At 38.9% G+C, this 13966-nt stretch carries 14 protein-coding genes; 6 read left to right on the top strand and 8 right to left on the bottom strand.

Going from position 1 to position 13966, the window contains the following annotated elements; all coding sequences use genetic code 11:
* Positions 1-118: 118 nt before the first annotated feature.
* The 3 genes from Q1A31_RS15710 to fba all read left to right on the top strand — a co-directional run bounded on the left by Q1A31_RS15710 (position 119) and on the right by fba (position 3998).
* Entirely contained in the window at positions 119-1300 is a 1182-nt protein-coding gene (locus tag Q1A31_RS15710; protein WP_299878830.1) for a phosphoglycerate kinase, read from the top strand.
* Positions 1301-1355: 55 nt separating this feature from the next.
* The gene (gene pyk, locus Q1A31_RS15705; protein ID WP_299878827.1) at positions 1356-2804 is read left to right on the top strand and encodes a pyruvate kinase; all 1449 of its coding nucleotides are present in this window, start codon (positions 1356-1358) and stop codon (positions 2802-2804) included.
* Positions 2805-2933: 129 nt separating this feature from the next.
* Positions 2934-3998, top strand: coding sequence for a class II fructose-bisphosphate aldolase (fba, locus tag Q1A31_RS15700; protein ID WP_299878824.1), 1065 nt, complete (start codon positions 2934-2936; stop codon positions 3996-3998).
* A 118-nt stretch (positions 3999-4116) separates the two neighbouring features.
* On the opposite strand, the gene Q1A31_RS15695 is transcribed toward fba, so the two are convergent.
* The 3 genes from Q1A31_RS15695 to Q1A31_RS15685 form a co-directional block, all read right to left on the bottom strand.
* Positions 4117-5019, bottom strand: a complete 903-nt coding sequence (locus Q1A31_RS15695; RefSeq protein ID WP_299878821.1) for an FAD:protein FMN transferase — start codon at positions 5017-5019, stop codon at positions 4117-4119.
* A 115-nt stretch (positions 5020-5134) separates the two neighbouring features.
* Positions 5135-6058 carry a type II secretion system protein GspC gene (gspC, locus tag Q1A31_RS15690; RefSeq protein ID WP_299878818.1) on the bottom strand — a complete coding sequence of 308 codons (924 nt, stop codon included), beginning with the start codon at positions 6056-6058 and terminating at the stop codon, positions 5135-5137.
* Positions 6059-6138: 80 nt separating this feature from the next.
* Positions 6139-7026 carry a phosphoribosylaminoimidazolesuccinocarboxamide synthase gene (locus Q1A31_RS15685; protein ID WP_299878815.1) on the bottom strand — a complete coding sequence of 296 codons (888 nt, stop codon included), beginning with the start codon at positions 7024-7026 and terminating at the stop codon, positions 6139-6141.
* Positions 7027-7201: 175 nt separating this feature from the next.
* Here Q1A31_RS15685 and Q1A31_RS15680 point away from each other — a divergent pair, with 175 nt between their 5' ends.
* Positions 7202-7858 (top strand): precorrin-8X methylmutase, encoded by a 657-nt coding sequence (locus tag Q1A31_RS15680; protein WP_299878812.1) that lies wholly within the window; start codon positions 7202-7204, stop codon positions 7856-7858.
* A gap of 75 nt (positions 7859-7933) precedes the next feature.
* On the opposite strand, the gene Q1A31_RS15675 is transcribed toward Q1A31_RS15680, so the two are convergent.
* From Q1A31_RS15675 to rpmA, 4 genes are all read right to left on the bottom strand, one after another.
* Positions 7934-8683, bottom strand: coding sequence for a hypothetical protein (locus tag Q1A31_RS15675; protein WP_299878809.1), 750 nt, complete (start codon positions 8681-8683; stop codon positions 7934-7936).
* A 373-nt stretch (positions 8684-9056) separates the two neighbouring features.
* On the bottom strand, positions 9057-10181 hold the full coding sequence (gene proB / locus Q1A31_RS15670) for a glutamate 5-kinase (RefSeq protein WP_299878806.1): 1125 nt from the start codon (positions 10179-10181) through the stop codon (positions 9057-9059).
* The gene (gene cgtA, locus Q1A31_RS15665; RefSeq protein WP_299878803.1) at positions 10168-11214 is read right to left on the bottom strand and encodes an Obg family GTPase CgtA; all 1047 of its coding nucleotides are present in this window, start codon (positions 11212-11214) and stop codon (positions 10168-10170) included. The genes proB and cgtA overlap by 14 nt, the downstream gene beginning before the upstream one ends.
* Before the next feature lie 84 nt (positions 11215-11298).
* A complete protein-coding gene (rpmA, locus tag Q1A31_RS15660; RefSeq protein WP_299878800.1) occupies positions 11299-11556 on the bottom strand; it encodes a 50S ribosomal protein L27 in 258 nt (85 codons plus the stop codon).
* A 212-nt stretch (positions 11557-11768) separates the two neighbouring features.
* Between rpmA and ispB the strand changes: the two genes are divergently transcribed.
* Positions 11769-12749 (top strand): octaprenyl diphosphate synthase, encoded by a 981-nt coding sequence (ispB, locus tag Q1A31_RS15655; RefSeq protein ID WP_299878797.1) that lies wholly within the window; start codon positions 11769-11771, stop codon positions 12747-12749.
* A gap of 121 nt (positions 12750-12870) precedes the next feature.
* On the top strand, positions 12871-13317 hold the full coding sequence (locus tag Q1A31_RS15650) for a hypothetical protein (RefSeq protein ID WP_299878794.1): 447 nt from the start codon (positions 12871-12873) through the stop codon (positions 13315-13317).
* Positions 13318-13320: 3 nt separating this feature from the next.
* Here Q1A31_RS15650 and Q1A31_RS15645 read toward each other — a convergent pair whose 3' ends face one another.
* Complete coding sequence (locus Q1A31_RS15645) at positions 13321-13878, bottom strand: C40 family peptidase (protein ID WP_299878791.1); 558 nt, start codon at positions 13876-13878, stop codon at positions 13321-13323.
* Between the last annotated feature and the right edge of the window lie 88 nt (positions 13879-13966).

Below are 13966 nucleotides of genomic sequence, written 5' to 3'. Positions count from 1 at the left end.
TTATTAAATAAATAGACTAGTTTCCCTTCCTCAAAAAGCCCTTAAAAGTAGGGGGGTGACTTAATAAAGTTACTAGTATCTTTATTTAATCAATCTGAAAATTTATAGGAGATTCTCCGTGTCTGTAATCAAAATGACTGACTTAGACCTCGCTGGTAAGCGTGTTCTTATTCGCCAAGATCTTAATGTCCCTATTAAAGATGGCAAAGTAACTTCTGATAAGCGTATTCGTGCATCGATGCCAACGATTGAGAAGGCTATCGCTGCTGGCGCAAAAGTTATGATCATGTCTCACTTGGGCCGTCCAACAGAAGGCTCTCCTGAAAGTGAATTTTCGTTAGCGCCAGTTGCAGATCATATGGGTGAACTTCTTGGAACACCTGTTAGATTAATCACTGATTACCTGGAAACTGCACCGGAAGTTGCCGACGGAGAAGTCGTTTTATTAGAAAACGTACGTTTCAATAAAGGCGAAAAAGCCAATGATGAAACACTCTCAAAACAGTATGCCGCACTTTGTGATATCTACGTCATGGATGCATTTGGTACTGCTCATCGTGCACAGGCTTCTACGCATGGTGCTGGTCAATTTGCGCCTACAGCAGCGGCTGGACCTCTTCTTGCTGGTGAATTAGAAGCCCTCGGTAAAGCTCTGGATAATCCTGCTCGTCCTATGGTTGCACTGGTTGGTGGTTCTAAAGTATCAACAAAACTAACGGTTCTAGAGTCGCTATCAAAAGTTGTGGATCAATTGATCGTAGGTGGTGGTATAGCAAATACATTTATCGCAGCCGAAGGCCATAATGTTGGTAAGTCCCTTTACGAAGAAGATCTAGTAGAAACAGCAAAAAATCTTAAAGCAGCAGCACAAGCGAACGGTGGAGATATTCCAGTACCGGTGGACGTGGTTTGCGCTAAAGAATTTTCTGAAACAGCTGAAGCTACAGTAAAAGATGTTAGCGATGTTTCTGATGACGATATGATTTTTGATATCGGTCCTAAATCTGCTGCTGAACTTGCTGAAGTGATTAAAAATGCAGGAACGATTGTCTGGAATGGTCCAGTAGGTGTTTTTGAATTTGATCAATTTGGTGAAGGCACCAAAGCGATTTCTATGGCCATAGCAGAATCAAAAGGCTTCTCTGTAGCAGGTGGTGGTGACACATTGGCCGCAGTAGATAAATACGGTATTGCGGATCAAGTTTCATATATATCTACAGGTGGCGGTTCTTTCCTCGAGTTTTTAGAAGGTAAAAAATTGCCTGTTGTTGCCATGCTAGAAGAAAGAGCGAAGGGTTAATAATCTAGTCATAATGTCGCAATATAATCAGACCTTTTACTAGAATGAATAAGCTATGAGACGAACTAAGATAGTAGCCACTATGGGACCTGCAACGGATACTCCGGAATCCGTTGAAGCAATGATCCGTGCTGGTGTAGATGTTGTACGCATGAACTTTTCACATGGGGAGGTCGAAGACCATATTCGCCGTGTGAAAATGGTACGAGATGCAGCAGATAAATTAGGATGGGCTGTCGCAATCTTAGGTGACTTACAAGGGCCTAAAATTCGTATTGATCGTTTTGTAAACGATAAGGTTACCATTAATGCTGGAGACTCATTCATTCTTGATGCGACCATGGACAAGTTTTCAGGAACGCAAGAAAGAGTAGGCATCGCTTATAAAAATCTTCCAAACGATGTTTATAAGGGAGATGAACTCCTTCTAGATGATGGCCGAATAGTATTACTAGTTACAGATGTTCAGGGAGCTGAGATCCACACCGAAGTAATCGTAGGTGGAGGTCTATCGAACAACAAAGGAATTAATAAGCGGGGCGGTGGAATTTCAGCGGAAGCTCTAACTGAAAAAGACAAAGAAGACATCAAAACTGCAGCCAAAATTGGTGTCGACTTTTTAGCAGTTTCATTCCCAAGAAGTGCAGCAGATTTAGAGTATGCAAGGCTGTTAATGCAAGATGCAGGTGGTGATGCTGCCATTGTCGCTAAAATAGAACGTGCAGAGGCGGTTGAGCAACCTACCCTGGACGATATTATCGGTGCGTCTGATGTAATCATGGTTGCCAGAGGCGACTTGGGTGTCGAGATTGGTGACGCTAATTTGCCTTTGATGCAGAAAAAGCTAATCAAACGTGCGAGAAACCTGAATTGTGCGGTAATTACAGCCACACAAATGATGGAAACGATGATTGATAATACGATACCGACAAGAGCGGAAGTATTTGACGTTGCTAATGCCGTTATGGACGGCACCGATGCAGTAATGCTATCCGGTGAAACTGCCGTCGGTAAACACCCTGCAAAAGTGGTTGCTGCGATGGCCTCTATTTGTATTGAAGCCGAGCAATCTACGTCGCAAAAGAAATCAAGACATCGTATAGGCAAACGTTTTCATCGTATAGACGAAGGAATCGCAATGTCAGCGATGTATGCTGCAAACCATATGGGCGTCAAAGGAATTGGTGCTTTGACTGAATCAGGTTCAACGGTTTTATGGATGTCTCGCATAAGTTCGGGTATACCAATTTATGCAATGACGACACATAAAGAAACCTGTCGTAAAGTTTGTATGTATCGAGGCGTTTATCCTGTTTGGATTCATGAGCCTTTAACAGATCCGAAAAAAGCAAACATAACTGTGGTTGAGCATTTAATTGAACAAGAAATAGTTAAAGATGGTGATTTAGTCATAGTCACAAAAGGTGATTTATTAGGAACAGGAACCGATGGCGGCACCAACCAAATGAAGGTTATGCGTGTCGGTTCTCACCAGAATGGTTAAAAAATCTTTATGTGTGACCTAAATGTTTTTATCCGGTTACATGAAGTAAAAAGCGCAAGCTGATAATGGGGTAGATTGTTAGCCTGCTTGAAATTTAATAGATACTTTAAAAATAAAAGGAGATCCTCAATGGCCCTAATTTCGATGAGACAGCTGCTAGATCATGCAGCAGAAAATGGCTACGGTATGCCAGCGTTTAATGTAAATAACATGGAGCAAGTGCATGCGATCATGCAAGCTGCTGACGAAACTGATTCACCTGTTATTTTACAAGGTTCTGCAGGAGCGCGTTCTTATGCAGGCGAGCCTTTCTTACGTCATTTAATTACCGCAGCAACGGAAATGTACCCACATATCCCTGTTGCGATGCACCAGGATCATGGTTCAGAGCCAGCAGTATGTTTGCGCTCTATTCAATCTGGCTTTACATCAGTAATGATGGATGGATCGCTTGAAGCAGACATGAAAACCCCTGCAAGTTTTGAATACAACGTAGGCGTAACAGCTGAAGTAGTTAAAATGGCCCACGCTGGTGGTGTTTCTGTTGAAGGTGAATTAGGTTGTTTAGGTTCTCTTGAAACAGGAGAAATGGGCGAAGAAGATGGTCATGGCGCTGAAGGCAAGCTTGATATGGACATGCTTTTAACTTCTGCAGAAGAAGCAGCTGATTTTGTAAAAGCAACAAATGTTGATGCACTAGCAATCGCAATCGGCACATCTCACGGCGCTTATAAATTTACTAAAGAACCTGATGGGGATATTTTACGTATTGATCGTATTAAAGAAATCCACGAACGTCTTCCTAACACCCACTTAGTTATGCACGGTTCTTCGTCTGTACCACAGGATTGGTTAGAAATAATCAATAACTACGGTGGAGATATGGGACAAACTTATGGTGTTCCAGTTAGCGAAATCGTTGAAGGTATCAAGAACGGAGTAGCTAAGGTAAATATTGATACAGATTTACGTATGGCTTCTACAGGTTCAATTCGTAAGTTCCTGGCTGAAAATCCATCAGTATTTGATCCACGTAAATTCTTGAAAGAATCTACGAACGCAATGAAAGCAATCTGTAAAGCACGTTTCGAATCATTCGGCAGTGCAGGAAATGCGTCAAAGATTACACCGATTTCACTAGATGTTATGTCACAGCGTTATGCAGCCGGTGAATTAGATCAGAAAATTACTTAATTTGAAGTAGTTTTTCTAAGTGTTAAAAAGGAAGGGTGCTCAAAGCACCCTTCCTTTTTTAATGTCTGAAAAAATGACTTGGCTCTGTATATACAGAATTTAAAGTTGAGTGCTGACTTTAAGGTATTTTATTCTTCCAGGTTGAAAACCCATTATCGTTTCTAATAATCATCTGAACACTTAAATCCTGTTCCAAAACTAATTCTTTTCCTTTTTCTTCACCAAGTACCATTAGAGTCGTTGCCCAAGCATCGGCTAGCATTGTTGAATCATTTATTACCGTAACTGAAGCGAGCTTATGATTTATAGGGTGGCCAGTTTTAGGATCTATGATGTGTGAAAGCCTTTCATTGTTTTCTACATAATAATTTCTATAATCACCTGAGGTTGCTACACCAGTATTATTTAGCTCAATGGTGCTATTAAGGGTTCTGTTTTCTGTTTCTGGATTTTCAATAGCTATACGCCATTTTTTACCAGAAGGGTTCTTACCCTTTGCTTGTACTTCACCACCAATTTCTACTAAGTGGTTGTCTATAGATCTACTGCTTAAGTACTCACTTACCTTGTCAACGGCATATCCTTTGGCTATTGAAGATAAATCTATTTTTAGTAAAGGATCCTTTTTCTTAAGTGCATATTGACTCTCATCTGCCTTAAGTTTTTGATAACCAATGCGTGACATTATTAGCTCAATATTTTGTTTCTTTGGTGTTTTAACTTTTATTTTTGGGCCAAAACCCCATAAATCTACTAAAGGCGAAATAGTGATGTCAAAGTAGCCCTTAGAAAGTTTTGAAATAGATAGAGCACTATCTACTACGTGATAAAAATCTTTTGATATAGGAATCCAATTTAACGAAGGGTTGGCGTTAAAGAGGCTAATTTCTGAATCTGATTGGTAAGTGGACATCTTATTATTGATATCTATTAACAGTGCATCTATTTCGGATTGTATGACTTTTTGCTTAGTCAGATCTTTTTTAGAAGCAACTAGGGTAATGTGGTAGCTTGTGCCCATGGTTTTGCCTTGCAAAACTACTTTATTGGACAAGCTAGTATTATCAGAACATGAAACTAAGAAAAAATTTATGAAACAAAGAAATAAAAGACGAAGCAACATACTAAAATTGTGCTTAAAAAGCGTGATCGATTAATATTTCTTGGTTACCGCGCTTTACTTTTACTGAAATGCTGGCGGCTTGTGATAATTCATTTAATACCATTGCGCCTTTGTTTTGATCGTCTAACACAATACCATTTACTTCAGTAATTATATCGTTGGAGCGAAAGTTTAATTGGTTAAACATTCTTCTTTCTTTTCCAGGTTTGATGCGAAATCCTATAAATTGACCATCTACGATTGCAGGTGAAGGCCTTACTACATCCATTAATTTAGTTGGATTAGATATGATATCTTCTCTTAATTTTGCAAGATTGGGTTGTGCAGAATTAGCAGAGGCTAATGGTGAGCGGCTAGGTTTTTTTTGAGTTTCGCTTCCGGGTAACGGCACACCGCCTAAAGCTGAATTATTTGATCGTCTTCTTGAGTTTGGTGCTGCTTTATTAACAGGCAATAATAATTCTTCAGTTTTACCACGGTTATCTAATACCACCTTCTCTGGAAAGATGTCACTGACAGTTACACCTTCTTGAATGGTTTCTCCTTTGCCATATACTTTTTGAGGGCCGTTAGCTGCTGATATTAAAGCAAAGCCTTCTTTAGATTTATAAGCGACTATGCCATGGAGTTTTAAATTTAATTTGGTAGGAGCTACGACTGCCTGTTTTACTGCAACTGGTTTTTTTACTACAGCGGCAACTGGCGCAATCTTAACTTCTCCAAATATGTGTTGATCTGCTATACGTTTGCCATAATTTATTTTAGCTTGAGGCGTGATGAGATTGCTGGTTTCAGTTGCAGAAAAAGTGCTAATTTGGGGAGTTGGAGTCAAAATTAACCACATCAGTTTTGCTAACGAAATACCCAAGGCAATTACAAGCAGAAGACTGATAAAACTTGGAAGTTTTGGTTTTGATTGTAAAGTTGCGCTCATCATACTGCTCTAGGTTATTTGCCGACATAATACTACAGAAAGCGGCTGGAATGTAGGTTGGACTCTTTGCTTAAGTATTGGTTCTACGAACCTAATAATAAGTCTGCAACCTCTTGATATTTTTCAGCGCTTTTTTCTAATATTTCTGTGGGTAAATGCGGGCCAGGTGGTGTTTTATCCCAATCTAGAGTTTCTAGATAATCTCTAATGAATTGTTTGTCGAATGACGGGGGGCTTGTGCCTTCTTTGTATTGATCCGCAGGCCAAAATCTTGATGAATCAGGTGATAGTATTTCATCAATGAGTATTAATCGGCCACTATCATCTAATCCAAACTCAAATTTGGTGTCAGCAATGATAATGCCTTTTGATAAAGCAAATTCAGATGCTTCTGTGTAAAGTTCAATGCTAATGCGGCGAACCTCTTCTGCTAAAAAACCACCAATCTGAGCATGCATTTGTTTAAAAGTAATGTTGATGTCATGACCACCCACTTCAGCTTTTGTGGAAGGGGTGAAGATTACTTCGGGTAATTTTTCTGCTTGTTGTAAGCCCTCAGGCAGGTCAATGCCACAGACTTGGCCTGTTTCTTGGTAATCTTTCCAGCCAGAGCCAATTATATATCCGCGTACAATGGCTTCAACCGGTAAAGGTTTTAGCTTTTTAACGATAACGCTGCGGCCTTCAAGAATTTCTCTCTCAACTTTTGTTAGTTTCAAGTCATTAAGAGTTAGATTACTAAAATGATTTGGCACAATGTGAGAGAGTTTATCAAACCAAAAATTAGAAACTTGTGTAAGCACAACCCCCTTGTTAGGAATGGGTTGAGGAAGAACAACATCGAATGCAGATAATCTATCAGTGGTGACAATAAGCATGTGATTATCATCCACGTCATAAATATCACGAACTTTACCTCGCGTAATCAAAGGTAAGTGCTCTAAATTTGTTTCAAATACTGGAGTTGGCATCGTTTCACTTCGGAAATAGCTGAATAAATAATCACTGTATTTTATCGAACAGAAACAACAAGTGCTATGTAATGCTTAAAAATAAATTCTAATTTTTATCAAATTTATCAAAAGTTCTTCTATACTCACTACCATTCCATTTAGGACAGTCACTTTATTTGACGATGTCTGATTTATGATTAAATACGAAAAAAACCCAAAAAATATTCAAAAACTCTCATTAAAAACTATTCAAGAAAATTCTGATTTATCTCACTTCAACGATAATGAAAAAGCAGTTGCACTGCAGATGATAGCAGCAGCAGGGGATGTTTCGCTTCTTGAAAATATCCGGTTTAGCGAGGGCGCGATAGATGCTGCTTTAGAAGCGCTCGAAGAAGATTTTGATCTTCTATGTGATACAGAAAATGTTGCATGCGCGATGAAGCAAAAATATTTAAAAGACGAGCCCATTTGCTTGATAAATAAAGCCAGTGTAATTTCACAAGCGAAGTCTAATAGGCATACACGAAGCATGGAAGCGGTCGATCTATGGAAGCCTTATCTATCTGATAGTTTTGTCGTTATTGGTAGAGAGCCTACCGCACTCTATCGTTTACTAGAAGTCCTTGAAGAATCAAAAGACGACGAAAATTACAAAAAGCCAAGTTTAATTATCGCAACACCTTCAGGGTTTACCGGAACAATCGGATCCAAGAATTATTTATGGGATAACCATGAACAACTTGATATTCCCTGTATTACAGTATTAGGTCACCAGGGAGGTAGTGATGTTGCCTCTGCAGCCATCAATACTTTACTAAAAATTAGAAAAGAAACAGATGATAGTTAAAGTTGTAAATAAAAAGAACATAAAAAAAGCCCAGTAAACTGGGCTTTTTTTATGTAACTGATTTTTGTTTTATGTTTACCTGTAAACTTCAAGTTTACGAATTTTAGCTAATGACACTGGTGTTGTTGCAATACCTCCGCCTAAGTGCTGCTCAATGACAGCATTGTTTCCTTTTACCTTTCTAAGCAAGCCAGTAATGCTAGTGTCATTTGTATTTAAAATTCTAATATTCTTGCCTACTGCAGAGCGGATTCTTGAAATACTAACCACTCTAAATTTTGGCTCAATATATACTTTCTTTTCTTTTGCCTTCAGTTCTCTGACCGTTGCTGCTGGTAACAAGTCATTTTCTTTAAAAGTAGGTTCGAGATCATCATCAAGTGATATCTCTTCGTCATTCGCTGCGATTACATTTCCATTCTGATCCATACTTGCATCCTGATTAACTTCATCAGTATTTTCTGAGTCATTAGGTAAAACAGCATTTAAATCGCCTGTTGCTACACTTTGAACCATATTCGCATTTTCTTTAGCAACACTAGTCATTTTAGCGACAGTTTCGTTAATTGATCCGCCGTTCAAAACAACCGAGGCAGTTAAGGCAACTAGACTTAATACGATATTTGCAATATTCGTTGTAATGGCACTACCCCATGTCATTACATTGATGTATTTGAACGCCATGCTAGAAACTATAAAGACGATAGCAATGGATAAAATCAGCATGATGTTTGGGTCTATACCACCAAGGAAAATTCCTAAAGGGATAAGAGTGATAGCAGCTGCAATACTTCCTACAATGGATGCTAAGAAAATTCTTCCCATATCTGGTTTCTTAGCATGAAGCATACTTGCTATTTTACTTACCAAGAAAAGAGTGATGAGAAACGCTAAAATGAGTGAGCCGACTAAAATCATGACTGTAACCTTATAATTTTTATATTTTAGATAGAGTGTTAGTTCTATTTCATTAGCTAAACTTTAACGTCTAAGGGGTTATCTATTCAATAAAACTCCGATAAGCGCGCGTCTTATCAAGATAATTTATTAAAAATAGAAGTTAAACGGATCAAACGGTGCTATGAAGTCTTCCTATCTATTACCTAATCTCTATAAAATGCTCGATTTATGAGAGAAAAAGGCCTAAAAGTAGGGGGGTGACCTAATTTAGATTATTTGCAGGATTATTCGCTATAAACTATAAGACGACTAAATTATCACGATGAATCAGCTCTGACTCACCTGTATATCCTAAAATATTACCAATTTTATTACTTGGTTTTTGAGCTAGCAGGGATACTTCTTTATCAGAATAGTTGATTAATCCGCGTGCTATAAGCTGATTGTCCTTATTTTTACAATCAACTACGTCTCCACGTTTAAAACTTCCTTCAGACCTTTCTACCCCAATTGGTAGTAAGCTCGTGCCTTGAGTTTGAATAGCATGACTTGCGCCTGCATCGAGATATAGAGTACCACTAGCCTGTACTTGTCCTGCAATCCACTGTTTTTTTGCCGAGAAATGAGCATCATCGGGTGTTAATAAGGTACCAATTGTCTCTCCAGCTGCTATACGACCTAGTACATTTTTTTCTCTGCCTGAAGCAATAATAGTTGCACAACCAGAGCGAGCGGCACGTTGAGCCGCTGTCAGTTTGGTAGACATTCCGCCGCTACCTAGTGATGTTTTAATTTCACCCACATACTTATGTAATTTTTGATTGCCGGCTCTTTCTTCGGTAATTAATTTTGCATCTTCATTATGGCGAGGGTCTTTATCAAACAGTCCTTGTTGATCGGTAAGAATTACTAATAATTCAGCTTCGGTAATATTTGCCACTAATGCCGCTAAGGTATCATTATCGCCTAGGCGCATTTCTTCTAAGGCAACGGTGTCGTTTTCATTAATGATCGGTAGGGCTTTGAATTTCAGTAAGGCGCGTAATGTATTTCGGGCATTGAGATAACGCTTTCGATTACTTACATCATCATGAGTGAGTAAGATCTGAGCTGCTTGAATATGGTGTTTTTTGAATTGAGTTTCATAAGCTTCAATTAAGCCTGTTTGGCCAATCGCTGCAGCCGCTTGAAGTTCTGCCAATTCTGTTGGGCGCTTAGTCCATCCCATGCGGCTCATACCTTCCGCAACTGAACCTGATGAGACCAAAATAATTTCAATGCCTTGTTGGCGTAACTGGACCATTTGTTCGGTCCAACTGTTTATGGCATCGTAATCCAAGCCTTTGCCATCTTTAGTGAGAAGCGCGCTACCTATCTTAATGACCCAGCGCTTAGCTTTTTGAGTGTATTTAATCCTGCTCATTTTGGTTTTGCGTTTCCAGATAAGCTTTATCATCGAGTGATTGCATAATTTGGTTGGTTAATGCTTTAGTATTTAGACCTGTGGCAGCTGAGATCCTAAATACTTTACCTTTCCAGTCGAGTCGCTTCACTATGTCATCACAATGCTGCTGCTGTTTTTCAGGAGGGAGAAGATCGATTTTATTGAGTACTAACCAACGCTCGCGCTCTTCTAACTCAGAACTAAATTTTTGTAACTCTTTTTCTATTATTCTAATAGATTCTACAGGGTCTTCGTTCTCATCCATCGGGGCAACATCAACTAGATGTAGCAATAGACTTGTTCTAGATAAATGCTTTAAAAACTGTATCCCTAGACCAGCACCTTCTGCTGCACCCTCAATTATTCCAGGAATATCTGCAATAACGAAACTTTGATAGGAATCGACTTTAACAACGCCAAGATTTGGGTATAGCGTAGTGAAAGGGTAATTTGCAACTTTTGGTGTTGCAGAAGAAACAGTGCTAATTAAGGTAGATTTACCAGCATTTGGCAAACCAAGAAGCCCTACATCAGCAAGCACTTTCATTTCTAGCCTGAGAGAACGTGTTTCACCTTCAGAACCTGGCTTAGTTTGACGAGGTGCTCTATTCACAGAGCTTTTGTAGCGTAAGTTCCCTAAGCCATGAAAGCCACCTTGAACGACTTTGATCATTTCTTCGTCTTTGGTCAGGTCACCAATCATTTCGCCAGTTTCTTCTACATAGATCATTGTTCCTATAGGCACTTGAACAATTTTGTCCTCACCCTTAGCACCGGTCATATTTCGACTAGCGCCATTTTCTCCGCGCCCAGCTTCATAAAACCGTACATGTCTGAAGTCAGCTAAAGTGTTTAAGCCTTTATTGGCTTGTAGATAAACGCTGCCGCCATCACCACCATCGCCACCATCAGGTCCACCGAACTCAATGTATTTTTCACGACGAAAACTGGCAATACCGTTTCCTCCGTCGCCGGCTTTAACAATAATTACAACTTCATCTACAAATTTCATGGTTTGAGTTTATCTGAATCTAATAAAAATAACAGGCAATAAAAAACCCCGACAAGCGGGGCTTTTATTAAAGTTGTGAGTAACTTATGCCGCTTGGATACTTACAAACTTTCTGTTTTTCGGGCCTTTTACTTCAAAAAGAACAACCCCGTCAGTTTTTGCAAATAAAGTGTGGTCTTTGCCACAGCCTACGTTTGTACCCGGGTGAAAGTGAGTTCCACGTTGACGAACTATAATGCTTCCAGCAGAAACTAATTGGCCACCAAAGCGCTTAACACCAAGGCGATTTGAATTTGAATCACGACCGTTTCGTGTACTACCCGCTGCTTTTTTATGAGCCATTTTAATAACCTCTGTAATAAACCGGAGTAAAATCCCAGTTAATATATAATTTGTTTAAGCCGCGAAAGTCTACAAGCACTTATATACTTAGTCAAATATTATATTTGCTATTTTAATCAATAAAACGCAGTGAATTTCGACATCTGCCTTGACACTTACCCTGCATCTACCTAGCATTCCCTAATTCAATAACATTAAGTCAAAGAATTTGCGTGGATTATAAAACAATACAGAATCTGGTTGAATCAGATATGAAGGCTGTTGATGCCTTAATTCAAAATAGACTCCAATCAGATGTTGTACTGGTCAATCAATTGAGTCATTACATTATTAATAGTGGCGGCAAAAGGTTAAGACCTATGTTGGCACTTCTGATGGCCCGTGCCTGTGGATATGATGGAAAAAAGCATGTAGATATTGCTGCTATCGTTGAATTCATCCATACAGCCACCTTATTGCATGATGATGTAGTGGACGAGTCTGATATGCGACGAGGCAAAGATACGGCAAATAATGTTTGGGGAAATCAAGCAGCTGTATTAGTCGGTGATTTTCTCTATTCACGTGCTTTTGAAATGATGGTAGATGTCAATGAAATGCGCGTTATGAATATCATGGCAAGCACTACCAACATTATTGCTGAAGGTGAAGTATTACAACTACTTAATATAAATGATGCTAATACTAGCGAAGAGCGTTATTTAGAAGTTATTTACTCCAAAACCGCCAAACTCTTTGAAGCAGCTTGCCAGCTCGGTGCCGTTTTATCAGGTCTGTCTAGGGAAGATGAGCTTGTTGTTGCAAAATTTGGAACGCACTTAGGTACAGCATTTCAATTAGTTGACGATATTTTAGATTACAGTGCAGACAGTGATGAAATGGGTAAAAATGTTGGAGACGACTTGGCAGAAGGTAAACCTACATTGCCACTAATTTATGCACTAAGCGAAAGTGAAAAGAGTGGGCATACAGAAGATGCCGATATGATAAAAAAAGCGATCGAAGAAGGTGGCCTTGATTTAATTGAAGAGATAACGGACATCATTAAAAAGACCAAGTCCTTAGAATATACAATTGAAGTTGCTAAAAAAGAAACGATCTTGGCAACTGATTGCTTAAAGGTATTACCAGATTCAGAATTTAAATCTGCTTTATCTAATTTGGCAAATTATTCTTTAAGCAGAACAACTTAATATAAACTTCTTAAATCTAGAGAATTAGAAAAAATATTAAATTTAATAAAGTTTAACCGTAAGATTTGTATCAGCTAAATCAATGATATGATTCTATTTAATTAAACCATGGATCGAAGTAATGAAACTATCTAATAACTCAATCGGTATATTAATTTTTACAATTTTGGCAGCGGCTGTTTTCTTTTTTATGGCCAAGCGTCCGGCTGTTGAAGGTAATGCATTAAATTTTGGAGTTCCAATCTCGTCTCAAGCTAGCGCTGTTTCACCTGCAGAAGAAGTTGCTCCTAAAGTAGAAGAAGCTGCAAAATCTGAAGCAGTAGAAACCGATGCTGTAGAAACTCCTGAAGTTAAGGCTGAACCTGAAGAAAATACAGAACCAGAAACTGCCCCAGTTGAAGAAAATACACCTGCAACAGAGAAGCCCGCTGCAGAAAGCGCACCAGAGACAGAAGAGGCTCCAGCAACAGAAGAAGCGGTTCCTGCAATGGAAGAAACAAAGAAAGAAGCTACTAATACAGATGAAGCTGGCGCGAAGCCTGCTACTGAGACATCAACAGCAGATTAGTTATTAGACGCGTCCTGCGCCTACAAATTTCTTTCGCCAGTAGCTATTAAAACTGGCCACAGAAACGTTTTTGCCCCTTCTGGGGGCATGAATGAATTTATTCCCGCCTAGATAGATACCAACATGATTTACTTTAGCTCGGGTTCTTCTCGTATGAAAGAAGACTAAATCACCAACTTCCAGGTGCTTTAAAGCCACTCTTTTTGCATGTTTGTATTGAGCTGCAGCAGATCTTGGAAGATTTACTTTTATCATTTTGTAAGCGTATTGGATGAGACCGCTACAATCGAATCCCTTTTTAGGATTGTCACCCCCCCACTTATAGCGCTTATTTATTTGCTTCTTTGCCACTTGAAGTGCTTTATATTTGTGCGGCGTATTATTTTTAGCCTTAGAAGCTCGATTAGTTTTAGCTTTTGTATTGCCTTTAATTAGCAAATCGTAAGCTTGGTTTATATCAATATCGACTTTCTTTTTTGAGCTATTAGCAAAACTTGTCCCTTGAATACAAAACAAGCTAACTATAATTAAACTCATTGAAACTGCTTTTAAGCGTTTCATAATTTCCCCTTTGATGTGCCTATATATCTAAATATTATTGTTTTTTTGGTTAGATTTTAAAATCCGCGCGAATATTAGGCTAAATTAT

Origin of the sequence: uncultured Cocleimonas sp. (assembly GCF_947495625.1) — a bacterium.
Taxonomy (GTDB): Bacteria; Pseudomonadota; Gammaproteobacteria; order Thiotrichales; family Thiotrichaceae; genus Cocleimonas.
Note: the sequence above shows the minus strand (reverse complement) of the source record. Positions and strands in the feature narration are given on the sequence as shown.

What these genes read in the sequence shown, in the direction of transcription:
- Q1A31_RS15695 (WP_299878821.1), bottom strand. Translation starts at nt 5,019, where the DNA reads ATGGGCACAAGCTACCACATTACCCTAGTTGCTTCTAAAAAAGATCTG.
- cgtA (WP_299878803.1), bottom strand. Translation starts at nt 11,214, where the DNA reads ATGAAATTTGTAGATGAAGTTGTAATTATTGTTAAAGCCGGCGACGGA.
- Q1A31_RS15675 (WP_299878809.1), bottom strand. Translation starts at nt 8,683, where the DNA reads ATGGGAAGAATTTTCTTAGCATCCATTGTAGGAAGTATTGCAGCTGCT.
- fba (WP_299878824.1), top strand. Translation starts at nt 2,934, where the DNA reads ATGGCCCTAATTTCGATGAGACAGCTGCTAGATCATGCAGCAGAAAAT.
- Q1A31_RS15685 (WP_299878815.1), bottom strand. Translation starts at nt 7,026, where the DNA reads ATGCCAACTCCAGTATTTGAAACAAATTTAGAGCACTTACCTTTGATT.
- Q1A31_RS15680 (WP_299878812.1), top strand. Translation starts at nt 7,202, where the DNA reads ATGATTAAATACGAAAAAAACCCAAAAAATATTCAAAAACTCTCATTA.
- pyk (WP_299878827.1), top strand. Translation starts at nt 1,356, where the DNA reads ATGAGACGAACTAAGATAGTAGCCACTATGGGACCTGCAACGGATACT.
- rpmA (WP_299878800.1), bottom strand. Translation starts at nt 11,556, where the DNA reads ATGGCTCATAAAAAAGCAGCGGGTAGTACACGAAACGGTCGTGATTCA.
- gspC (WP_299878818.1), bottom strand. Translation starts at nt 6,058, where the DNA reads ATGATGAGCGCAACTTTACAATCAAAACCAAAACTTCCAAGTTTTATC.
- Q1A31_RS15650 (WP_299878794.1), top strand. Translation starts at nt 12,871, where the DNA reads ATGAAACTATCTAATAACTCAATCGGTATATTAATTTTTACAATTTTG.
- Q1A31_RS15645 (WP_299878791.1), bottom strand. Translation starts at nt 13,878, where the DNA reads ATGAAACGCTTAAAAGCAGTTTCAATGAGTTTAATTATAGTTAGCTTG.
- proB (WP_299878806.1), bottom strand. Translation starts at nt 10,181, where the DNA reads ATGAGCAGGATTAAATACACTCAAAAAGCTAAGCGCTGGGTCATTAAG.